Raw genomic sequence first — 23672 nt, 5'->3', positions numbered from 1 at the left:
ATGAAGAAGGCATTGTTTTTCCTGCTGCTGTTTCCACTTGTGCTTTCCGCTTTGAAGATTGATGTAACCGTAAATAAAAATACTATCAGTATGAATGAGCAGCTGGAATTGACCCTGAAAATTGCGAATGACAATCGCCTCAAAGTGGAAGAGCCAACTCCGCCTTCCGTGCCGCTGTTCAGTTTTCGCAATCTGACCAGTTCATCAAGTAGTTCAGTAGTTTTGGAAGGCACCAGATTGATTTCCGAATTCTCGGAGACCTTTCGTTTTATCTATTTTCCTTTAAAAACAGGCAAGACCACCATTCCTTCTTTCAAAGTTAAAGTAAACGGGCATTATTATCCCACCCGGGCAATTTCTCTGGAAGTGATTGCAGGAACAAAAAAACCACCGGCTCAAAGTTCACCTCCGGTGCAGGGATTTGGTTCTTTTGGCTTTGATGATTCAGATTTTTGGGGTAACAATGATAAATGGGCAGGTGATACTTTCATTTTGGCTTTACCGGAAGAACAAAAGGTGTATCGTGGTTTTCCGGCAATTGTTTCCTACTATCTTTATACCGATGAAACGGTAGGTTCTTTCAATCTGGAGAATGAAATTGATTCCGATGGTTACGGGAAAAGCACATACGAACAACCAACGATGTTAAATTATGAAGAAGTATTCTTTCAGGGAAAGCAATATAAACGAGCCCTTATTAAAAGCTTAGCGATAATTTCCAATAGAGAGGGACGATTGCAGTCACCAATTTTAGAAGGTTATGCTCGGCTATACGGTTTCGGGTTGCTGAATAAAAACTTGCAAAGCAAAGGCGGAATTATTAATGTTCTACCCTTGCCTGCTAATAATGTTCCTCCTTCTTTTGGAGGAGCGGTAGGCAACTTTAAGCTTAGTTATTCTCTTTCCGATAAAGAAATTTCCCTGGGAGAAACGATTACTTTTACTTTGAAAATTGAAGGGAGAGGCAATTTCAATCAGTTTTCCGCTCCTCAATTTGTTTCCCGAAAAGGTTTTCAGGTTTCCAGTCCAATGGTGATAGATAACCTGAAAGCAGGAATTGAAGGAACCAGAACTTATTATTATACTTTGATACCTCAGGATAAAGGGGTGTATGAACTTCCGGAACTAACTTTTTCCTGGTTTGATAACGATAGCGGAAGTTATAAATTATACCGCAGTCCCAAAGAAAAAATAAAGGTTTCTTCTGCCAAAGTGCTGAGTTACTTCAGTCGTTTAAAACAATCTCGCAATCCTAAAGCAATGTTACCCAAAATAGAGAAGAATAGCTATCCGGCTTATATTCCCTATGTAAAACAGCCCTGGTATTGGATTTTGATGCTCTTGATAGTTGGGGTAACAATAGCTGTTTCCATTGTTGCTTGGGAAAGTAAAATGAAAAGGGATAATCCGGAACGCTATGCTTCGTTAAAAGCCGAAAAAGTCCTGTTGCATTATTTGAAACCAGCTACGACGGCAGCCAGGAATCTATCCCCGGATTTCTATCCTCTGGCGGAAAAGGCACTATTTGAATACCTTGCTTCCAAATACAAGCTTTCCAACCATCTCTCCACGCAGGAAAAAATGCAGGCATTAAACGAAAAGAATATTCCGGATTGGTTGCTTCAGGAATTAGAGGTTTTTCTTGCTCACAGTCAGGCAGCAAGATTTTTACCGGAAACGGATAGAGCAGTTAATTTGGAAGAAGACCTGAACCGCATCAGGAAAATTTTTACGGGCTTCAGCCGTTTGGGTAAAACCAGAAAGAACAGGAGCAGCAAATGATACAGTGTAACCGGAGGAAACTATTCCTCCGCAGGAAAATATGGTTTTTAAAAAAGCAGAGCTTCAGCGAGCTCCGATTAACCGGTGTATTCAGTTTCAGCAGGTTTCCGTTGCTTTTAGTTCTGGTTCTTTTGCTATTTTGCCAAGTTCTTTTAGCTCAAGTTGATACATTACAGTCACCAAGATACAAAAACTCAGGAGAATTATTTCAGCTGCCGGATTCTTTGGATAGGATAATAAATGAAGCAGAACAAAAGAAAAATGCCGATTTGTTTTATAACTTGGGAGTGGAATTCTTTTCCCGAGGAGAAATCGGGATGGCAAATCTTTATTTTTTGAAAGCATTAAATATCAATTCTGCGCATTCTCAAGCGAGAACCAATCTGGAACTGTCAATACACTATAGTCCCGATGCGGATTTATATCCAGAGCAGCTTTTTCTGGTGCAGGTTTTATTCAAAGTGCTTAATTACTTATCCGTTAACCGTTTGGCTGTGGGAGGGATAATTTTTATGTTTCTTTCAGCTTTAGCGTTATGTTGGCTGCTGTTTTATAATCCGGAAAAGGAAAGAGCGTTGCCGATTTTAACTTTGGCTCTTTGTGTTTTGCTCTGGATATCTTTTTTTGTAACTTTAGGGGTAAAACTTCATCACCAGCAGCATAATCGTAATGCGGTAATTATTGCTCGGGAGGCAGAACTTTTGTCTCCAGCAAGCAATAATGTTATTCAGGAAGTTCATTCAGGTTTGATTGTAAAAATTGTTCAGGAGAACGGGAATTACTATTTGGTTCGTTTGCCCGATAATCAGTTGGGGCGAGTGAAAAAGGAAGTTATCAGAAAAGTTGTTTCCTAATACTTCAGATATGTTATTGCCTATTTCAATTGTTTATTATGTTGAGTATCGGTCTGCACACCTTTGCAGGCAGGGCTTCTATTAAAGGATGTCAGGAATCATTTCCACCGGTAATATTATTTTGCTAAAATAACTCTATTAGCAGGGGAAAATGACTCCTGACTTGCTATTATTAACTTTCCTATTCTTCTTTAAGGGGTTCAAAGTTCTCGGGGATATTTCCTTCCAAGCTGTCTATCATAAATTGAGCTGAGTCATTCAGGTCACCGGTAGGATATTTCTGCAAAAATTCCTGAAAGAGTTGTAAAGCCAGGTCTGTTTGTTTCATTTCTTCAGCAACGAGGAATGCCTTCATAAAGGATGCTTTATAGTCATCCGAATTATTTTTGAAGTTATTGATTATTTGGTCGTAAAACATTATGGCATCTTTGAAATTGCGTTGTCGGGCAGCATTATCTGCCTGAGTGAATAATTCATCCGCAGTCATTGTAAGAGTAATCCGTTCCGGATATTTTTTCATATTGAATTCCACAAACAGGTTTGCGGTAACTTCTTCCAACTTGGCTCTTTCATTATCGGATTGTATCATTCTGCGTATTTGGGGTGCAATATCTTCTTTGTTTTTATAGGTTTTGGGGGTTTCTTTCAAAGTGCGGAAAAAGACAATATCTCCTTTTGCGGAAGTAAAAACGGGACTTAAATAACCGACAGGATTATTCCAAATCATATTAGAAAATTCGGTATCTTTTCCAATTCCGGTTATAATGCCGTTATTGTATTGATAATCATAGATTGAGGTTTCGGGCATAAGGGAATATTTTTTAATTACTTCCTGCATTGCTTTTTCGTTATGTTTTTTATATGCTTTGCTGTATTTTTTATATGCCTTATTGGCATCCTTTTGATTTTTAAAGAAGAGCACTTCAATAGTCCGATATTCAGGGTTGGAAAATTTCTCTTTCTCTTTTTCATAGCGCTGAGCGATTTCCTCATCGCTGATTTCTACAGCATTGGAGACCAGTTTTTCAAAAGCGCTACGCAAAACATTAGCGCGTTTTGCCTGAATATAATCTTCATTTTCATCAAAGTATTTTTCATAACCGTTGGCTTTGGCTTCCAGGAACATCAAATTCTGAGTAAGTTCCTGATTTATAAGGGTATTAATACCTCCTCCCTTAGTTACGAAAAGTTGTTCCTGAGGAGAGAGTTTATCATAATTCTGCAGCAACTGACGAACTGTAAACTTAAGCGTAGGAACCGACGAATTTACTATCACATTATCCAAGATGGATGCATTGCTATCCCGTCTATTAGGATCCAGTGTAACCGTATTTACAATAGCACTATCTATTACCACCGCGTATTTCACTGTCAGGTTTTCCAATATTGAATCCAGCAGTTCCTTCTCTTTTAGGGGACGCAAACGCTGTTCAATTTCCGGCAAAACCTCGCTAAACTCTTTCTGGTAACCTTCAATCCATTCCCTAATGCGGAAAATATGCCAACCGTAATCTGTCTTTGCAGGTCCTATAAAAGATAAAGTATCTACCTGGGAATTACGAATCATATTTTCCAGAGCGGCATCATTACCAATACCAGGGATGTTACCATTCAAACGAATATTTTTCACTCTTCCCTTCAATCCCTTGGCATAAGTATTTTGATTGTATTTATCGGAGACATCAGCAAAAGAGACACCATTTTTCAATTCGGCTAATGCCTTATTTGCCATCTCTTCGTTTTCTGCTTGAATATAATCAATTGTTACATAAGGAAATTGGTAAAACTGGGAAAGATTTTGATTGTAATATGCCAGCTTGTCGTCATCAGTAAGAACAACAACATCACTCACATTGCGTTTGTAATATTCCTGAACATAAAAATGCTTTTCTACAGCAGCCATACGCTCCAAAACAACAGGATCATTTTCCAAACCCATCTGTTTTGCTTTTAAGTAAAAGACCTCTTCCATCGCTGCAGCATTCAGAACATCTGTCTGACCCTGAACAGTTCTATACCGTGCCTGATATTGAGGAGGCAGTTTAGATAGCTTTTTTTCAATATACTGGCGGGTTATCACCCCTCCATCGTATTCTGCTAAAATATCGGTATCATTAATACTTTTAGTGGTTCCGACAGATACGAGCGCATCTTTTGCTCCTAAAGAAAGACCGGCAAAAAGCAAGATGAACCCAAGGCAAAAATGTGTAAAACGGGACATTTCTATGCTCCTTAATATAGCGTAATTAATTTAGCGTCACAATTGTTCAAGGGCTTAAGAAGTCAAGACAAATATAAAATTTTCAATGCAACCCCCGGTAGGTTTTGACTTACAATTTTGCCACTGCCCTCAATGTAACCACGACCTCACCTTCTTTTCTCACTTACAACCGCTCTACAACCGGTTTCCAAACCTCAAAATTGGGAGTTAAAACAAAACCCTGTACACTGGCAACTAAGCTATACCATCCCTCAAATTCCACAACTATGAAAGAATGTATTATTTTACATTTGCAGGGTTGGGTTGGAATTGTTCAGAAATGGTTGTTTCGGAGAAAAACAAAATTCACGCTGCAAGCGGTGGTAGGTTTTGACTTACAATTTTGCTACTGCCCTCTCTGTAACCGCAACCTTCAAATTGCATACACTTACAACCGCTCTACAACCGGTCTCCAAACCTCAAAATTGGGAGTTAAAACAAAAGTAAAATAGAAGGCAAGCAGTTAGCAAACTAACAATTTTTCGTTCCCAAAGAAATCCCGGAATTTTCTCAATAACACTCCGATATGATTCCCGTATCGTTCTCGTATCGCGATATGGGAACGATACGGGAATCTAATTCGCAGCATATTGCAAAAAAACAGGAACTGATAAACAAATATCTTGGGAGTGAAAAAAGAATAATTGCTGCCGATAGTGTGTTATCGCTTTATGGTGTTGATATTCTATACTGCTTGAATAGTGGGTGATTGATTGGTCGGTTGTATGGGTGTATTATTTTGTTTTAACTCACAATTTTTCGGTTTGGAAACCAGTCGTAGAGCGGTTGTAAGTGAACTAAATGTGTGGGATGTGGTTTCATTGAAGGCAGGTGAAAATTGTAAGTCAAAACAAAATTCAAACCTACCCCCGTGTGCTTTTTGTTTTAACTCACAATTTTGAAGTTTGGAGACCAGGAATAATATGGTTGATAGCGTTTGCAATTTGAGGGGTGTGGTTATATAGAAGGCAGGTGAAAATTGTAAGTCAAAACCTACCGCGGATTGCATCGTGAATTTTACGAGGAGCTCACACTTCCGTGGCATTAAAATGTTGCCTTTTCGGGCTTTTGAGCACAGAGCGAAGGGCTTAGAGTTTTTGCCCTAATTTTTTTAAAACAGTTTTGGCACGCATTGTGCAATATAAACTCAGAAACAAAAAAACAATCCGACAGGAGGATTAACAAATGCTCAGGAAACTGAAAAATCAGAAGGGTTTTACCCTGATTGAAATCTTAGTAGTGGTTATTATTGTAGCCATACTGGCTGCATTAGCCGTTCCCCGCTATCTGCGTTATGTGGAAAAATCCCGTAGTACCGAAGCGCAAACGGCAATAAATACCATTCGTAAAACTTATGACATTTATATGCAAACCAACGGTTCCACCGAAGGTTTTACAATGGAACAGGCATTAAAAGAAGCCAGTTTAGGTGAAAGTACCATTAAAAACTGGAAATTTGAAGTAGTGGGCAATCCCCCGAAGAAATTTATTGCTACTTCCACTCAGGACTTTGCCGGTGGTGAAGGAAAACAGGTTTGGTATGATGTTACTGATGCTAAATTCCATGGCTATGGAGTTGACACTTGGACTAATCCCGAAACCGGAGGAATGGAAACCGACTAACTCTTAGGAGGATATTAAATTGACAATCCATGAACTACTGCGTTTTACAGCGGAAGCAGGTGCTTCGGATCTTCATATAGCTGCCGGTTCCCATCCTATGGTACGGGTAAACGGCAGAATGAAGAAATTAAATCTGCCGATGCTAAGTCCGGAAGAAGTTGAAACACTTGTTTACGGAGTAATGAATGAATCACAACAGGCATTATTTAAAAAGAATCTGGAGATTGACTTTTCTACGAAGTTAAGCAATGATGTCCGTTTCAGGGTAAATGCTTTTCATCAGATTAACGGTGTTTCTTGTGCCTTCAGAGTGATTCCTAATGAAATTAAAAGTTATGATGAACTGCACTTGCCGGATATTTTAAAACGCCTAACCACAAAAGAAAAAGGATTGATTCTGGTTACGGGACCTACCGGAAGCGGAAAATCCACAACTTTAGCTACGATGATTGATTCTATTAATGATAGCCGTAACTGTCATATTATAACGATTGAAGACCCCATTGAATTTGTGCATCGCAGCAAAAACAGCTTAATCAATCAGCGGGAATTGGGGCATGATACCTGGAGTTTTACTGCTGCCTTAAGAAGTGCTTTGCGTGAAGACCCGGATGTTATTCTGGTGGGTGAAATGCGTGATTTGGAAACCGTTTCCCTGGCATTAACATCTGCTGAAACAGGTCACCTGGTTTTTGCTACTTTGCATACCGGCAGCTGCACAAAATCCATAGACCGAATTATAGATATGTTTCCCAAAGAACAGCAACAGCAGGTTCGTTCTATGCTTTCTGAATCGCTGGAAGCAGTTATAGCTCAAACTCTTTTGCCTACAAAAGACGGGAAGGGTCGCGTTCCTTCAGTTGAAATTATGATTGCCAATTCAGCTGTGCGTAATTTGATTCGTGAAGAAAAGACCTATCAAATTCCTTCCGTGATTCAAGCAAGTACTAAAGAAGGTATGCAAACCAGAGATCAATCCCTGTATAACCTGGTGATGAATAATTTGATTGAAAGAACGATTGCAGAGGAATTTGCAGATAATCCAAAACAATTTGCTACTGGAGCCGGTTTTTAAGTATGGTGCTGAATATTCATACCCTGCCTGAGAACAGTGAGAAAGATAAAAAGAACAAAATGTTCAGCTTGCTGCGTTCTCAGGGGGGGTATAGTTTAGCTGAAGTTCTGGTAGCAGCAATAGTTATGGCGGTAATGATTATAACTGTCTATATCGGTATAATCTATGCCGATAGGCAAATTACTAAAAATTATCGTCATAGAGTTGCTACTTTGCTTTTAACCGGAGAACTGGAAAAGCAATACACTCTCTTTCATAAAGAGGGAATTTTCCATCCTTACACTAATTTACCCGTAATAATTGAACAAACGGATGATGTAACCGTGAATGGAACTATAACCATTACCGTAGGTAGGGAAAGAGAGAATTATATGAGCCAGAATTATAATTTCTCTTATTTAATTGGAGAAATCAAATGGATTGACCCTGCCACGGAAAAATTGCATTACATCCGCATGCGGGAAGATTTTTACGATTAGAGGTGGATGATGAAGCATCGGTTATTTAATGAGAAGGGATTTACATTAACAGAAACGGTTGCGGTTATGGCTATTTCTTCTCTGTTGATTGTAACAGCTGCTTTGGGAATTGGCGTATTTTTCCGTAAATATCAGGAACTGAGTGCTTATGTGGATTTACAAAAAGATATGGTTTCTTTTTTAAATGTTCTGAAATACGGTCAACACATTGGTACTCGTTCTTCCGAGATAGAATTTATAGGCATTACAAGTGCTAAAGGGCTAAAACAGATTAGTATGACATCAGTTCCGGGAATTAGTAAAGGAATACAAATTACGCCTCCCATTTCTAATTTGTATCCTACCGATTTTGTGAACTATTATTTGCACGATGGTTATATCAAAATGGAATACAAGCATCATGGCACAGATTCATCTTCTCCCACAATTCTGTTTCCTGAAAAGAAATTGAGGGGTAAAGTGATTATTGAGGACTTTTTGATTAGTGACGCCAATAAGAATAATGCTATCTTCAAGTATTTGCCAAACGAGCAATTATGCATTATAAATGTAGATCTCAAAGCCAAAGTTAAAATTAGAGGCGACGAATATAAGAGCGTCCATTATAAAACTACGATGGCAATGAAAAATATGGAAAGACCTTCTACTACAACTCCCTAAATTAAAGAGGTTTATGATGATGAAGAAGATTCTTGGAAATGCAGGCGGAAATATTGCCATAGCTATGCTTCTGGTTGTTATTGGAGCTATGAGTGGTATAGCTATGGCAGGTTTGGCTTTTCGTGATACGATGGCAACAATGTCCGAAATGGAAGATATTCAGAGCGTTCATTTTCTTAGAACAGAAGCAGGTAGGGGAGCAGCATATTTAGCAATAGCAGCAAAAAGAGATCCTGATGTCATTGGTGGAGTTAGAACTCCCGAACGAAAAATTGGAATGAGCGGAAGCGACTTCAAAAAAACCTATATTATGCAATCCTTAGTAACCAAAGAGAAAGAAGAATCTGATGTAGCAGTTGCAGAAGTTGGAGGACATCTGGAAGCCAGTGGAACCGGCGCCAGTACAAGTTATTATCAAGTTCGGTCTTTAGTAGAAGGTAAAACAGGAACCTCCGATATCTACTACGGAAGAAAAAATCTCTCTCTTACCCGCAAGTATGGAGAATTAACTTTGGTGCAGGATACAGGACCCGTCTTTATGTATTTTACGGATAGCGAACTTTCCCCAAATGATGAGAATGTATATTTTTACGGCTATGATGTGATAAACGGTCCTGTTCACAGTAATACGGATATTCGCATAAAACAGGCGGGTGGCGGAAATAATGATAACTGGCCTACATTTTTAGCGTTGGTTACAACTACTGGTGAAGTTATTTCTACTCCCGAGACCTATCCTGAAGATACGGTTTTTCAGGGTGGGTTAATTGAACACTATGAGGGATATGAATTTCCGGAAAATATGGATGAAATTAAAAGCTATGGCACGAGAATCGGCTCCGGTTTTAGTGATGACCGCATAGTTATGATAGAGATAAGTGACTACAATGTAAACGGTTGGGTAGGTGAAATATCCCATAGAGGAGCTCAAATTCCTCTATATCCTACTTATCCTATGGGTTATCCTTATGCGCCAGGTTCAGCAACGGCAATAAATCGTTTTCCTACCACTGATACTTTATGGGTGCCTTTGTCTTCGGTAAATGCTCATAATAATCGTGCTTACTGGGTAGATAGCAAACTCTGGATAAAAGGGACAATTCGTGGTTTTCAAACCTGGGCTTCCACCGATACAATGTGGTTGATTGGAGATTTATTATATAACAGTACACCTCGGGGTTCCAGCCCGGAAACGAATAATAGAGATATGCTGGGCTTAGTTTCGGAAAAATCCATTATTATTAAATACGCCTATATGAATCCGGAAGATTCAGTTCGGGTTCATTGTAATATGGGTGCAGATGCAGCAACTCCTGTAGGTGGAATTTGGATTTATGCAGCTATGGCGGCACTTGGCAAAGGGAAAGATAACCGTTATGAAGACGGAGTTTTTACTTTTGAATATCAACACCCGCATGGTTCCATACCTGCTGTTAAGTTCAATCCTTCCACTGATAATCCCGATGCGGGTCCAATTGTATTTGATATGATTGATTTGCATCGTCACTATTGGCCTCAAAGCAATGCTCATCCCTGGCCCCCTGAATTGGATTTCCCCTGGTATAATCCTATCTGGCCTGAAGCAAATCCTTATTGTGAAAGAGGAACAATCAGTATCTGGGGTGGAGTTAATCAACGCCGGCGTGGCTATGTTCACAGAAATCCTTATGATTATGAATATCCTTCGGGGGGATTATGGAAACCGGAAATTGACTTTTGCGGAGCTACCAGTATTGTTAATAATCCATTTACTATTCAGCTGTTCCAAAATCCTGCTGTATCAGTAACTTTATATACCAGACATTTTAACGGTGCCGGGGGAACTGGAACCGGTTATAAAAAGAACTATAACTATGATACCAGGATGTATCATACTAAGCCCCCTTGCTGGCCCTACTTTAAGAAACAAGGTCAGCGTTTGCCTTTGGAACAGGGCAGCTGGTATTTGAAGAAGCCGCCAAAAGATTTAATATAAAAAAAAGATATAAAATAAGGATGAATAAAGAGGAAGAATGAAGAAGAAAAAACAAGTTAGATTTAAGGAGACCGTGGGAATTGATATCGGTTCCCACAGTATAAAAATTGTTCACTTAAAAAAGTTGCACGAGGGTTTTAAACTGCTGAACTATGAAATAAGCCCTACAGTGGCTACCGGAACTGAATATATTCCGAGTGACCTGCTTCCCGAGCGTTTTGGACCCGTGCTTTCTGATATGCTCAATACGCTTAAAATTAACCCCAAGCGTATTCAGCATTTGGTTACTTCCATCGGAGGTGATAATACAAGCATCAAGCAGATAAAAACAATCTTTCTACCTGATGAAGAACTGGAATCAGCTCTGTTTTTTGAGGCAAAAAAACATATACCTATCAGCGGAACAGATATGATTCTGGACTATCAGGTAATTAGTTTGGAAGAGAAAACAAACAATATGAACATTCTGCTTGCAGCTACTTCCAAAGATGTATTGAATGAACATACAACCACCCTGATGAGCGTTGGTTTGTCTCCCAATATTGTAGATATTGATTCGCTGGCAGTTGTGAACAGCTTTATTCTGAATACTTTTGTGGAAGACGGGGTTTACATTTTGTTGAATTTGGGTGCTCATAGAACAAATATGATTATCTGGGGACCCCAAGCCAAATTATTTGCCCGCGATATACCTTACGGGGGATATAATTTTACCCGTGATATTATGCGTAAAAGACAGATGGAATGGGAACAGGCAGAACGGCATAAGTTGGAATTCGGTTTGGGTGATAATCCTGCTATGGAAAATGTTCAAACCGTCAGTATCCTTGATATTACAGAGAAATCTACCGAGGATGCAATTGTGGAAGAAGTTCGCCGTTCTTTGCGTTTCTATGTGAAAGAAGCGGGAAACAGTGATTTTAGGAAGATTTATTTGATGGGCGGAACTGCTAAATTGAAGGGATTGAAAGAATATATTGAAGAAAAAGTAGCAATCCCCACAGAGATATTTATGCCCTTTATCAATGTTGAAATGCCGGAAAAATTTCAAGATAAAAAAGACCCGCAGCTTGCTTTGGCAATTGGTCTGGCAATGCGACTGGAATAAGAGAGGACAGCTCGGATGGATACTACATTTTATTTCAAAATCAACCTCAATAAATATGGCGAAATGCGACTGCAGGCAGAACGCGAGAAGAAAATCTTTATTAATTCCATCGTTACTTTTGCCGTTGGGTTTATCATCATTATCGTTGCCTGGATTTATATTAACGGAATGATGGAAACCAGAGTTGAATCCCGCCAGAGATATTATAAGGAATTGCAAAAAGAACTGGCAAGTTATGAAACCAGCGAAGATTATCTTTCCAGCAGAGACCTGGATAAGCTTGCCGAGACCTTTAATAATCGTATCTTCTGGGCAAAAAAGATGATTGCCCTAAGTAACGAAATAGATGAAAAACTGGCAGTAAGGAAATTTACTTACACCAATGGAGTGCTTACCCTGAACGGAATTACCGAAATTGATAAGAATATTAAAGAATTGGATTTAATTCAAAGCTTTATAGACCGCCTGAAGTCCAATACGGAAATCAGCAACGATTTTCCCCGCATAAAATCCGGCTCTATCACCCGGCAAGTGGTAAAAGATACAGATATTCTGGAATTCGTAATTGAATGCTACAGCAGGGAAACAAGTGGAGGAGTTGGAAGATGAGAGAAAGATACTTAATCTTCATCCTGTGCATATTGCTGGTAACCATTCTGTTCTTTGTGTTCACCGTTAACAGTATAAATGTAAACAGAAATAAGATTAGAACACTGGATAACAAAATTAAAACTGCTCAGGAACAGCTAAACAGTGCGCGCATTATGAATCAACAACTCAGCCAGTTCTCAAGGGTTATAGATAATAGTTTAACCCGCGATGCAAGTATAAGCTTTGATGAAATAAATGCCTTCAAAACCAGAATTGGCGAATTGGCAGACCAACGCTCCATTACAATTAATAAGCTATCCGATAGCAATAAGTTTTCTCTGCCCGGTCTGGTGGAAACTACCTATACTATGGAAATGGAAGCTACTTATGTGCAAATCGGACAGTTTATTTCCGATTTGGAATCAATGGATAACATCATAAAAATCCATGCCTTGGATATCAGCCCTCTGGCTGTTTCCGATAAAGAAGTTACCGTTGCCAACGCTCCAAACCGATACAGAGTAACATTAGAACTCTCTGTATTCAAAGTAAAAAGGGAGGTATAAGATGCAGCTGAGATTTATTAAAGACCTCACTATTGCCCTGATTGTGATATCCCTTTTTGTAATGGCTGTTCGCCTTGTAAGTTTATATTCTTCCTGGACAAAAATACCTGAGAAATCCATCCATACCAGAGAATCGGTTTCCGATACTTTGCTCACTAGAATCAGATCTATTGAGAATTCCATTCAGGACAGGAAGATGTTTGTATTTAATTCCTCCAAAGACCCTCTGCGTCAAGGTAATATCATCAAGGACAAAGTAGATAGAGAAAAGGAATATGAAGATATGCTGAAAAATACATTCCGTCTGGCTACTACTGCTCGCGATGAATATGGTAACAAAATTGCTTATATTGAATATCAGGGTGAACTGATTGAAGCAAGAGTTGGAGATACGGTTAGAGGTCGTCATATTCTGGATATTCAAGACAGAAGCATACGCTTTAGTTATAATGGTGCAGTTACAACTACAGAACTTGCACCCCGCCCTGCCAAACCATCAGAAGAGACAATTTATGGTACCGGCACAAGCGGGAATTGGTAAAATATAATGATACTGGGAGTAAATATGAAACACATTACACATTGTAAATGTCATTATGCGTTAATCCTGATGCTCATTTTCCTGGCAGGAATTTCTATCTTGAGCGCGCAGGTTAAAAGAGATCCTATTCTGGATACGAAAGTAACCTTCAACGCAGATGATGCAACGCTTTCCTCGGTGTTTAAAGCTCTATCTAAATTGAGCAACACAAATATCGTTCTGGCTGTTGATCAGGCAGGAACTACCGAGAAAGAAGAGAAAAGAGTTACTATTAATATCAAAGATGTAGGAATTGAAACAGCCGTTTCTCTGGTTGCGAGCTCTGCTGGCTTATCCTATCGTGTTATTGGCTCTAACACTTTTTTAGTGGGGCAAAAAGAAAACATAATGGAAGAAATGGGCGAACGGAGTAATGTTATTTTCTTGAATAATCTGGATGCTAAAAAAGTGAGCACTGCTCTCCAGGATACCAAAGGTAAAATAACTGCCATAGAAGGTCAGAATGCAATAATGGTTTACGGCAATCGGGAGACCTTTAATGAAGTGGAACAGCTGGTAAAATCAATTGATACTCAACAGCAGCAAGTGGAAATCCGAGTGCGTTTGATTGAAGTGCATATCAATGATGCTCAGCAAATTGGTGTGGATTGGAGTAAACTGAATCATTTAACAACTATTTTGGCAGAGGACCCGGTAAATCAATACGGAACCGGGCTGCCTTATAATTACACTGATGCAAACGGTTATTTGCCTCATGGCGATCCTACCGATTTTGGAGTTATACCTGATGAACAATATTTCCAACGCATTACGGGTTTGGATGATATTGGTCATTTCAGTCGTCAGCTTACTGCCTTTGATGTAACAATTGACTGGTTACTGGAAAATAATGCTGCTCAGTTGCTTACCGATACAAGAGTAACAGCTTTAAGCGGAGAACTTGCCACAATGCATATCGGTGAGGTTGTTCCATTTGTAGTTACTGATAAAGAAAATCAGTTGCTGGTTGAGCGTTCCGAAACAGGAATTATTCTAAATGTTACGCCCAAAGTTAATCAGGATGGTAATATCACGATGAACATAAATCCGGAAGTTAGCTCGGTAACTGAACTGGTAGGTGGTTATGTCCCCCGCACGAAAGTTCGCCGGGTAACTTCTGCAGTAACAGTTCCTAATGAACATAAGATTATTGTGGGTGGATTATTAAATTCCAACATCACTAATAAAGTTGATAAAATCCCTCTATTGGGTGAATTACCTATTATTGGCAAGATTTTCCAGCATCGTTATGAATTGGTGGAAAATACTGATTTAATTATAGAAATAACCCCCCGGCTTGTTTCTATGCAGGAAACTGCTCCTACACCCAAGCTGGACGAACGGTTAACTCGCTCTTTAATTCAATATGAAGAAGAAGAGAAGGAGGAGTAAAAATGAAAAAATATAGCTCCTTAATGTCAATATTCACCTTGTTGCTGATAGTATTGGTCAGTTTCAGTGCGAGTTGCGATAAAAGAAACCCCCCGCCTATTGTAGCACCGGTTCCTTTGCCACCTGAGGCATCAGCGGAAAGATATATAACCTCCATAATGGCAAGCCCGGAAACCATTTATGCCGATTATGGCATAACCTATTCTATTATAGAGGCAGAAGTGAAAGATGGAGAGGGCTTTGGGGTTGTTAACCAAATGGTAAAATTTAAAACCGATTTAGGTAGAATTATCTCTGATGTTCCTACCGATAGCAGTGGAGTTGCCAAAACTACATTTTACTGGTATGGAGGTGATATAGGGATGGCTACGATTTCTGCCATAGTGAGAAATTATGATGCCAGTGGCGACACTTTAATCTGGCAGGATTCTACTGCAGTTAATGTAGAAGTAAGGGAAATTCCTGAGGTTGACAATGTTGAACTGAAACTTCCGCGTCCCGATACACCCTTTAATATGGCTATTATGCAAGTGATAGATGTAATTGCAATTCCTACCAATGTAGAAGGGCAGCCAGTTCCCAATAATACATTAATTACTTTCAGTTGTAACGAAAAGGGTTACTTTGTAGATAGCGCCGGGAGCGAAATAGGCGCAACTACGATAGCTGGAACTTATAATGGGCGAGCTACAGTAAAATACAATTCCGGAACTCATGCCACAACTATGCCGGGGGCAGAACAAGCCATAATTACAGCTACGATTGGAGAAGCTTCGGACTCAAGGGTAATTGTGATTGAACCGGGAAATCCTTCAAAAATACAGCTGAAAACTTATGTGCAAGTGAATGATAACTTAGTAGAGGCAGATACCAGTTCTGTTAATAGTCCCAACTGGATCTTCGTTCATGCAGAGCTATCAGATGCTTACTATAATCCCTGTCCTCGTGAGCCAGTGAAATTCACTACTGATTTGGGTTCTTTTTTAAATACTACACAAACAGTTACTCAAAATACCCAATCCGATGGAGTTGCCTCTGTCAGGTTTACTCCGGGTTTATCTGCGGGGGCAGCTAACATCCAGGCAAGCGCTAATGGCGATACATTGAAGGCAATTACTGTTTTTATGATAACCTCCAGCGAATTATACTCTTTGGATTTCACTCAGCAAAGCCAGATAAACTTGAATGTAGCTAATACCGGGGGTTTGCAATCTGCAATTTTAAGAGTTAAATTGAGAGATATTAACGGTAATTTGATAGATTCCCCGCAAAAGATATACTTTAAAATAGATAATCCAAATCCTCCTCTGGGGGCTAATATCAATGGTTATGCTCCAGGTGATTCTGTTGAAGTTACCTCCAGCGGTGGAGAAGCACAGGTTTCGGTTAATAGCGGAACAGAATCCGGGATAATAAGAATTAAAGCATCTTGGGTTAATGCAGATGGGACCCGCTATATTTATTCCATAAAAACCAATATCGTAATCCATGCAGGTCCTCCAGTTTTAGGAGGAATAACTTCGTTCGTCAGCGGCTTTGATACCGGGGTTAATTTGGGCGGTGGTTTATGGCGTGTACAATGTGGTGCTAATGTTAAAGACCGTTATAATAACCCTGTAGATTGGGGAACCACTGTTTGGTTTTCTATCCCTAATAATGGCGATCCTATAAATTGTCAAGTTATTGCCGAATCCTATACGGGTAATATAAATGCTGAAGGTGATTCTACAGCTGGTATTGCCTATACCTATGTTGTTTATAATGGAACTTTAACCTATCAAACCATTACAATTCACGCCAGCTGCGGTAATGATTCTGCAGGTAACGAGATTTATGGAGATACTCCATGCATTTTACCTTTAAATGGACCTGAGGCATACATAGAGCCGCAACCGGCAGTATTGATGTATGACTTGGCTCAAGTAAGCTATGAAGCCGCAGATATCTATTTCTATGTTACTGATGGGCAGGGGTGTCAAGTTAGTAATGCCAAGGTAATGTTCCTGGCTCCGGATGGGGGACATTTCATCTATAGTCCCAATGCCATCTATGATCCATCATCACCACCGAACGAATATTGGTTGCTGCGAACTGATGCCAATGGTTATGCTATTGCCAAGGTTGCATTTAAACCGCAAGAATGTATTCCTCCGATTGAAGGTTTACCGCAGCCCAAAGCAATGCGCCTCAGAGGAACACTGATAGAAGCGTTGCTTACCAGAGAAACTACGGTTACGATAGTTATGTTTGATCCTACTGCGCCCTGGTAATAATTAAGTATAAAATAATCCGAATTGCGGGTTGGATATTTAACAAAGTAATTGTTTGAATATCCGATCCGCAAGTTCGGGATAACCTGTGAATTTCATAATAAGGATAAAGTAATGGTTTATAATCCACAATTTGCCCGGCTGGGAGAAATTCTTGTGCACGAGGCATATACAACAGAAGAACAAGTAAAAGAAGCATTGGTAAAACAGAGTAATTTCGGTTTAAAATTGGGCGAGACACTTATCAAGCTGGGTTATTTAACTGAAAATGAATTACTTGCCGCTTTACATCAACAATTGGGCTATGATGTTGTTCAGGATAACGAACTGATGGACCTGGATATAAGTATTGTCAGTTTAATTCCCGAACCGTATGCTTTGGAGAATAGAGTTTTGGCATTACGGGAAGAGGGTGATGGGGTAGTTGTAGCAATGACCGATCCCGAGAATCTGAATGTTTCCGATAGCTTAAAGAAACTCCTGGGGAAAAACATTAAGCCCGTTTTAATTGGCGATTCTTCTTTACACGATGCCATAGAAAAATATTATAAAAGTATTCGTACTACCAGTCAGGTGGAAGACGCGGTAGGCGGTTTTGAATTTGTAGCGGTTGATGAGGATGAGAACGAAATCACTATTGCTGCAGCTACTGAAGATGTAGATGCACCGGTTGTGAAGATGGTTAACCTCATAATCAATGAAGCAATTAAAGCTGGAGCTACAGATATACATATAGAGCCGATGATTAAGGTCTCCCGCATCCGTTTTCGTGTTGACGGTGCTTTAAGAGAAGTTATGACTCCTCCAATTGGAATGCATCCCAGTTTAATATCCCTGATTAAAGTGATGAGTAAATTAAATATTGCCGAGCGTCGCTTACCTCAGGATGGTCATATTTCTTTAAAGACCTCTATCAAGAGTGTGGATGTGCGTGTTTCTATTACTCCTACTGTTTTGGGAGAAAAGGTAGTGATGCGTCTTTTGGATAAAGGGGAATTCGGTTTCAAACTTACTACCCTCGGTTTTGAACAGGAAGATATGGAAATCTTCAAAAAGGTTATCCGCCGTCCTTATGGCATTATTATTGTTTCAGGACCTACCGGAAGCGGAAAATCCACCACTCTTCACGCTTCGCTAAAAGAAATTCAAGATATAGAATCTAACATCATTACAGTAGAAGACCCTGTTGAATACCGTCTGGAAGGGGTAACGCAAATTGAAACTAAAGAACAGATAGGTCTCACTTTCGGTTCTGCCTTGCGTTCCGTTTTGCGTCAAGACCCCGATATTGTTCTCATTGGAGAAATTCGGGATGAGGAAACAGCCGATATAGCTATCAAATTTTCGTTAACCGGTCATCTGGTTTTCACCACTTTGCATGCTAATGATGCTCCTGCCACCATTACCCGTATGATAGATATAGGCATCAAACCCTATCTGGTTGGTTCTTCTTTATCTTTAGTGATGGCACAACGGTTAGTGCGGAAAATATGTAAACACTGTGAAAGGGATTATACTCCTACCGATCAGGAAATCAGTGATGCCGGTTTAACAAAGGAAGAAGCAAGTAAAATCAATTTCAAAATCGGAGCCGGTTGTGTCCATTGTGATAATACGGGTTTTTCGGGACGAGAAGGCATCTTTGAGCTGTTAACGATCAATCCTGATATCCGCAGTATTATTTATGAAGGCGGAAATCAAGACCTAATTCGGGAAGCAGCTATAAGAAATGGAATGCGCACTCTTCACGATGCTGCCATAAACAAAATGAAAAAAGGAATCACTACCATCCGGGAAGTCATAAAAATGACCGTGGTTGAGTAATAAATTTCGGGAAGGTAACTCACTATGCCAAATTTTGCCTATATCATTAAAGATGCCAAGGGAGCCAGAATTGAGGGTATGCTGAAAGCGGATACCCTTGATGTGGCGGTAGATAAACTTTCCAAAGAAGGCAATACCATCATCAGCGTGAAAGCTGCTGCCGAGGGTGCTTTTAAGGGCAAACTCTCTCTCTTTGATAAAGTTATGCTGGCTATCTATAAATTTAGAACCGGGGTAAGCTTAAAGACCCTGGTGTTCTTTACCCGTCAGCTTTCTACTATGTTTTCAGCAGGTCTCACTATTGAAAAAGCTATTACAGACCTGGAAAAAGAAGAAAAGAATAAAAAATTTGCCAAAGTTCTGCGTAAACTCTCAGATGACATTCGCAAAGGTTATTCTCTTTCCGAAGCAATGCAACAACATCCAGGGGTTTTTAATCCGCTATATGTAGCTTTAGTTACAGCTGGTGAGGTTTCTGGAACCCTACATACGGTTTTGGATGAATTAGCCGATTATCTGGAAAAAATTGAAGATACCAGGCGTAAAGTTTACAGCGCTTTAGCTTATCCTATATTCATTATTATATTCCTTTTCTTTGTGGTATGGGGAATGTTCTATTACATCATTCCTATGTTTGCTGATGTGTATGCCAATTTCCATGCCGATTTACCGGCACCGACAAGAGTGGCTATAAGTATCAGCAATTTTATCACTAATAATGTATTTATGTTTATAATTATTGTGCTGCTGGTAATCCTTACCTTCTTCCTGGTTAATCTTACAGATAAGGGACGTTATATTTTTGATACTGTTAAACTGAGAATACCTGTTATCGGTAAGGTAATTTCCAATTCCATTATGAGTAAATTTTCCCGGACTTTCAGTATTTTGATGGCTGCCGGAGTCCCTATTATGGATACTATGGAATTAACCGAAAATGTTGTCCAGAATGCAGTTATAGAAAGTGCAGTGCGTAAAGCCAGAGTGATGGTTAAAGAGGGCTATGGCGTAGCTAATTCTTTCCGCAAAACTGGAATGTTTCCGCCTACATTGCTGCAAATGATTTCCACTGGCGAAGAAACAGGGGATATGGATAAATTGCTGTCTAAAGCAGCAGAATTCTATGAAAAACTTGTGGATTCCGTTATTGACCGCTTAACTTCGTTGATAGAACCGCTTTTGATAATCTTTATGGCTGTTATTGTAGGCAGTATAATAGTCGTTATCTATCTGCCTATCTTTGATCTGGGAGAGGCAATGTCCCAGGGACTTCGCTAAGTTCCACGGAGGGAGGATTTTGTTCATCCCTTAAGTTAAGAGTCGTCACTGCCGAAATAACTTATACCTTACCTACGGGTTATTTTGGCAGTGAGGGCGTTTTTTATGTTTGTTTTGACTTACAATTTTGCCACAGCCCTCTCTGTAACCACAAACCACGAATTACAAACATTGGCAACCCGATTATTACTGTTCTCCTCATTTCAAAATTGTGAGTTAAAACAAAAAGCGTAGCAGTTCCCTTTTTTTTGCGTTATGCGGGAGATGAGATTCCGGTATCATTCCCGTATCGTGATATGGGAACGATACGGGATTTATATCGGAGGGTTATTGGAAAAATATCGGGTTCTTTTCAGGATTGATATTGCTTCTATTTACCAAGGGCAAGCTGGGTTTTGAGTTAGCAGTTTAAGCCGGTAAAATAGGAATATACCGAACCGTTTTTCTTCAACTGCCTTTATGCCCTTTTGTCTTTTTCCTGGAACAGGTATGAATATTGCTTTATTTTGTATCAGGAGATAGAAATGAAGAAATATCTTGTCGTCGTAGTAAGTTTATTTCCCCTTTTATGTTGCGGAGCTCCTTTTTGGAATCTTCCCTCAGCTGTAACTCAACCTGATGGTTCAGTTTTAAATCTGTTTGCCAGTGGTGATGAATATACCAATCGTTTACATGATGCGAAAGGTTTTACTGTTATTCAAAGTTCCGTTGACGGCTATTACTATTATGCAACCGTAAATCAGGTTGAACCGGTTCCTTCGGTGTATCGTTATGGGACAGTAAACCCTGAAGAAATAGGTTTAGCGCCCAATATTGATATATCCCGGGAAGCAAGGCAGAGAAAAATTGACTTTATGAAGACGCATAAAAGAAGCAATGAACGCGGACCTAATACCGGCTCTGTAAATAACTTATGTGTTTACATTCGGTTTAGCGATCAGACCGAATTTGAAATTCCCCGCTCTGTATATAATGCTCGTTTTAATGAGGTTGGAGATAATGCAGTCAGCTTACGGAGCTATTTTCAGAAAGTTAGTTACAATCAATTGCATTATATGACATATCACTATCCGGTTTGTGCGGATGATATAAATTTATCCTATCAGGATAGCCATCCCCGTAGTTATTTTCTTCCCTATAATGCGGTTACAAATACTAATGGCTATTGGGATGAATATGATAGAACAGAACGGGAACACACCCTTCTTAACGATGCAATATATGCTATTTCTTCCCAGGTTCCCACCTCTTTAAATATTGATGCCGATAACGATAATTATGTGGATAATGTGTGTTTTATCATCAGGGGACCTCATTCTGCCTGGTCTGATCTTCTTTGGGCACACCGTTGGGGTTTATATACTTATCATACATATATTAACGGAAAAAGGGTTTGGGATTTTACTTTTCAACCTGAAGACCAGAATGATGTATGCACTCTTTGCCATGAAATGTTCCACAGTGCCGGGGCACCAGATTTATATCATTACACTTTTAACGGTATAACGCCTGTCGGTTGTTGGGATATTATGGAAAGTGGAGATGCGCATCCTTTAATGTATATGAAATATCAATATGGCGAATGGATTTCCGCTGTTCCCGAAATTCAAATTGGTAATACTTATACCTTAAATCCCGTAACTTCCAATACTAATAATGTTTTTAAATATCCTATTGCCGGTTATGCCAATCAGTATCTATTTTTTGAATACAGGAAGAAAAGCAGTGATATTTTTGAAGATAAATTACCTGGTTCGGGGCTATTGATTTATAGAGTTGATCAAGAGTATGATGGCAATGCTGATGGACCTCCCGATGAAATTTATGTTTACCGACCCAACGGAACGGTTACTAATAACGGATTAGTTGCCGAAGCAACTTTCAGTGCTGATAGCTATAGAACTGCTTTCAATGTATATACCAATCCGCAGCCCTTTCTCAATGACGGAACTATTTTTCCCGTGAACATCAATAATATAACTGAAACAGGGGAGACCATCAGTTTCACAATTTCTTCTCCTGCTGCTACAATGGCTCCTGTAATTAGTTCCATAACTCCTGCCAGCGGTTCTATGCTGCCCTTGGCAACAATTGAAATAGAACCTCAGCTTACCGATCCTGCCAATGCTTTATTAAGAGTGGAATATTCTTTAAATGGAAGTTTGGTTTACACGGCAAATAGCGAGCCCTTTACCGGTATTATTAATAGTTCCTTATTAACCCCCGGAGTTCATAATATTGGAATTACGGCTGTATCCTCTTCGGAATTAACTACAAACCTGAATATCTATTACCGAATAATTGATCCAAATATGCAAAACTGGTTTTCCTGGCTTTCTTCTTCTCCAATTTGGTTTGAATATGGAAGAGGGGCAATTCCGGTGACAGTAGCCATAGATATGGATTTGGGAACTCAGGAATACATTGTGAAAGGACTTCGGTTCAGGTTTTCTCCCGATTCCTGGGGTGAACCTGAAATTCCGGGATTGGTAACTGCACAAATCAATCGTTTTACCCCAAACACTATAACCGATCAGGTTTTGCTGGATTTAGGTTATATCTTTAATGCTACCTACGATCCGAATTATATTTATCCGGTTACTGATACCACGCATATTTCAGGACAAATTGCAGTGATCTTGAACCTGTTTGAATATCAGAATATTGCCTTTGACCAAAATGCTGCTTGTGGTCACAGCTGGCTTTCTGAACCAAACCGGATTTGGACTGATGCTTTAGGTAGAGGAATTGCCGGTGCTGCCGCAATAGAACTGCTTTTGCAAAAGCCAAATCCTATTGTTGATTGTGATGATCCGGTTATTCCAGCACCAAATATTGCACTTTCCAGCTATCCCAATCCCTTTTCTGCTAAAACGAAAATAAAGTTTACCCTGCCGGAAAGCGGAGAAATAACTCTGTCCATCTATAATCTTAAGGGGCAAAAGGTTACAACCTTGCAGAAAGAAAATAAAAAAGCCGGAAATTATGAACTGGAGTGGAACGGAACAGATATTGCGGGTCGTCAGGTTGGGAACGGTATTTATTTTTGCCGTATAGAAACAGGAGGGATAACGCTTACAAGCAAATTGCTGAAATTGAAGTGAACGCTGAAGGAAAAGCAATCAGTTTAATTGAATAACATTTTTTCCCGAGGGGCTTACGCCACCGTCGCTATTTTTGTGTCGCCCTAAGGGGCTTTCAGGAAAGGGGAAAAAGGATGAAAAGATATTGTAGCTTGCATTTCCCGAGGGGCTTACGCCACCATCGCTATTTTTGTGTCGCCCTAAGGGGCTTTTCTATTCGGAAGGACGATGTCCTCGTCGTCCAAGCACAAGAAGGGATTGACCAGGAGGTC

Annotated in this window: 17 protein-coding genes; 16 read left to right on the top strand and 1 reads right to left on the bottom strand. The window is 39.7% G+C overall.

Translation table 11 applies throughout. The features are described 5' to 3' along the window. Both PLE33_07210 and PLE33_07205 read left to right on the top strand, forming a co-directional pair. Positions 1–1782, top strand: coding sequence for a BatD family protein (locus PLE33_07210; GenBank protein HPS61038.1), 1782 nt, complete (start codon positions 1–3; stop codon positions 1780–1782). Between the two features lie 110 nt (positions 1783–1892). Next, complete coding sequence (locus tag PLE33_07205; GenBank protein ID HPS61037.1) at positions 1893–2636, top strand: hypothetical protein; 744 nt, start codon at positions 1893–1895, stop codon at positions 2634–2636. Positions 2637–2817: 181 nt separating this feature from the next. Here PLE33_07205 and PLE33_07200 read toward each other — a convergent pair whose 3' ends face one another. Next, on the bottom strand, positions 2818–4857 hold the full coding sequence (locus tag PLE33_07200; protein HPS61036.1) for a peptidyl-prolyl cis-trans isomerase: 2040 nt from the start codon (positions 4855–4857) through the stop codon (positions 2818–2820). A gap of 1224 nt (positions 4858–6081) precedes the next feature. Here PLE33_07200 and PLE33_07195 point away from each other — a divergent pair. From PLE33_07195 to PLE33_07130, 14 genes are all read left to right on the top strand, one after another. Further along, a complete protein-coding gene (locus PLE33_07195) occupies positions 6082–6519 on the top strand; it encodes a prepilin-type N-terminal cleavage/methylation domain-containing protein (protein ID HPS61035.1) in 438 nt (145 codons plus the stop codon). Positions 6520–6538: 19 nt separating this feature from the next. Continuing rightward, entirely contained in the window at positions 6539–7594 is a 1056-nt protein-coding gene (locus PLE33_07190) for a type IV pilus twitching motility protein PilT (GenBank protein HPS61034.1), read from the top strand. Positions 7595–7596: 2 nt separating this feature from the next. Continuing rightward, positions 7597–8073: a hypothetical protein gene (locus tag PLE33_07185; GenBank protein ID HPS61033.1), complete on the top strand. Its 477-nt coding sequence runs from the start codon at positions 7597–7599 to the stop codon at positions 8071–8073. A 9-nt stretch (positions 8074–8082) separates the two neighbouring features. Further along, on the top strand, positions 8083–8733 hold the full coding sequence (locus PLE33_07180; GenBank protein ID HPS61032.1) for a type II secretion system protein: 651 nt from the start codon (positions 8083–8085) through the stop codon (positions 8731–8733). Between the two features lie 19 nt (positions 8734–8752). Further along, positions 8753–10708 (top strand): hypothetical protein, encoded by a 1956-nt coding sequence (locus tag PLE33_07175; GenBank protein HPS61031.1) that lies wholly within the window; start codon positions 8753–8755, stop codon positions 10706–10708. A gap of 37 nt (positions 10709–10745) precedes the next feature. Continuing rightward, positions 10746–11816 carry a type IV pilus assembly protein PilM gene (gene pilM, locus PLE33_07170; protein ID HPS61030.1) on the top strand — a complete coding sequence of 357 codons (1071 nt, stop codon included), beginning with the start codon at positions 10746–10748 and terminating at the stop codon, positions 11814–11816. A gap of 15 nt (positions 11817–11831) precedes the next feature. Then, positions 11832–12425 (top strand): hypothetical protein, encoded by a 594-nt coding sequence (locus tag PLE33_07165; GenBank protein HPS61029.1) that lies wholly within the window; start codon positions 11832–11834, stop codon positions 12423–12425. Continuing rightward, the gene (gene pilO, locus PLE33_07160) at positions 12422–12973 is read left to right on the top strand and encodes a type 4a pilus biogenesis protein PilO (protein ID HPS61028.1); all 552 of its coding nucleotides are present in this window, start codon (positions 12422–12424) and stop codon (positions 12971–12973) included. Before PLE33_07165 ends, pilO begins: the two co-directional genes overlap by 4 nt. A gap of 1 nt (position 12974) precedes the next feature. Next, positions 12975–13514 (top strand): hypothetical protein, encoded by a 540-nt coding sequence (locus PLE33_07155; protein ID HPS61027.1) that lies wholly within the window; start codon positions 12975–12977, stop codon positions 13512–13514. Between the two features lie 24 nt (positions 13515–13538). Next, positions 13539–14945: a secretin N-terminal domain-containing protein gene (locus tag PLE33_07150; protein HPS61026.1), complete on the top strand. Its 1407-nt coding sequence runs from the start codon at positions 13539–13541 to the stop codon at positions 14943–14945. A 2-nt stretch (positions 14946–14947) separates the two neighbouring features. Beyond that, positions 14948–17215, top strand: a complete 2268-nt coding sequence (locus PLE33_07145) for a hypothetical protein (protein ID HPS61025.1) — start codon at positions 14948–14950, stop codon at positions 17213–17215. 114 nt (positions 17216–17329) lie between these two features. Next, positions 17330–19039, top strand: a complete 1710-nt coding sequence (locus PLE33_07140) for an ATPase, T2SS/T4P/T4SS family (GenBank protein ID HPS61024.1) — start codon at positions 17330–17332, stop codon at positions 19037–19039. A 24-nt stretch (positions 19040–19063) separates the two neighbouring features. Beyond that, positions 19064–20317 carry a type II secretion system F family protein gene (locus tag PLE33_07135; protein ID HPS61023.1) on the top strand — a complete coding sequence of 418 codons (1254 nt, stop codon included), beginning with the start codon at positions 19064–19066 and terminating at the stop codon, positions 20315–20317. Positions 20318–20841: 524 nt separating this feature from the next. Beyond that, positions 20842–23421 (top strand): M6 family metalloprotease domain-containing protein, encoded by a 2580-nt coding sequence (locus PLE33_07130; protein ID HPS61022.1) that lies wholly within the window; start codon positions 20842–20844, stop codon positions 23419–23421. Positions 23422–23672 lie beyond the last annotated feature (251 nt).

Origin of the sequence: Candidatus Cloacimonas sp. (assembly GCA_035403355.1) — a bacterium.
GTDB lineage: Bacteria > Cloacimonadota > Cloacimonadia > Cloacimonadales > Cloacimonadaceae > Cloacimonas.
This window is presented reverse-complemented; position numbering and strand designations above follow the sequence as displayed.

Bases quoted from the DNA above. Each gene is read 5' to 3' on its own strand.
- PLE33_07210 (HPS61038.1), top strand. From the start codon at position 1: ATGAAGAAGGCATTGTTTTTCCTGCTGCTGTTTCCACTTGTGCTTTCC.
- PLE33_07200 (HPS61036.1), bottom strand. From the start codon at position 4,857: ATGTCCCGTTTTACACATTTTTGCCTTGGGTTCATCTTGCTTTTTGCC.
- PLE33_07195 (HPS61035.1), top strand. From the start codon at position 6,082: ATGCTCAGGAAACTGAAAAATCAGAAGGGTTTTACCCTGATTGAAATC.
- PLE33_07185 (HPS61033.1), top strand. From the start codon at position 7,597: ATGGTGCTGAATATTCATACCCTGCCTGAGAACAGTGAGAAAGATAAA.
- PLE33_07180 (HPS61032.1), top strand. From the start codon at position 8,083: ATGAAGCATCGGTTATTTAATGAGAAGGGATTTACATTAACAGAAACG.
- PLE33_07175 (HPS61031.1), top strand. From the start codon at position 8,753: ATGAAGAAGATTCTTGGAAATGCAGGCGGAAATATTGCCATAGCTATG.
- pilM (HPS61030.1), top strand. From the start codon at position 10,746: ATGAAGAAGAAAAAACAAGTTAGATTTAAGGAGACCGTGGGAATTGAT.
- PLE33_07165 (HPS61029.1), top strand. From the start codon at position 11,832: ATGGATACTACATTTTATTTCAAAATCAACCTCAATAAATATGGCGAA.
- pilO (HPS61028.1), top strand. From the start codon at position 12,422: ATGAGAGAAAGATACTTAATCTTCATCCTGTGCATATTGCTGGTAACC.
- PLE33_07155 (HPS61027.1), top strand. From the start codon at position 12,975: ATGCAGCTGAGATTTATTAAAGACCTCACTATTGCCCTGATTGTGATA.
- PLE33_07150 (HPS61026.1), top strand. From the start codon at position 13,539: ATGAAACACATTACACATTGTAAATGTCATTATGCGTTAATCCTGATG.
- PLE33_07145 (HPS61025.1), top strand. From the start codon at position 14,948: ATGAAAAAATATAGCTCCTTAATGTCAATATTCACCTTGTTGCTGATA.
- PLE33_07140 (HPS61024.1), top strand. From the start codon at position 17,330: ATGGTTTATAATCCACAATTTGCCCGGCTGGGAGAAATTCTTGTGCAC.
- PLE33_07135 (HPS61023.1), top strand. From the start codon at position 19,064: ATGCCAAATTTTGCCTATATCATTAAAGATGCCAAGGGAGCCAGAATT.
- PLE33_07130 (HPS61022.1), top strand. From the start codon at position 20,842: ATGAAGAAATATCTTGTCGTCGTAGTAAGTTTATTTCCCCTTTTATGT.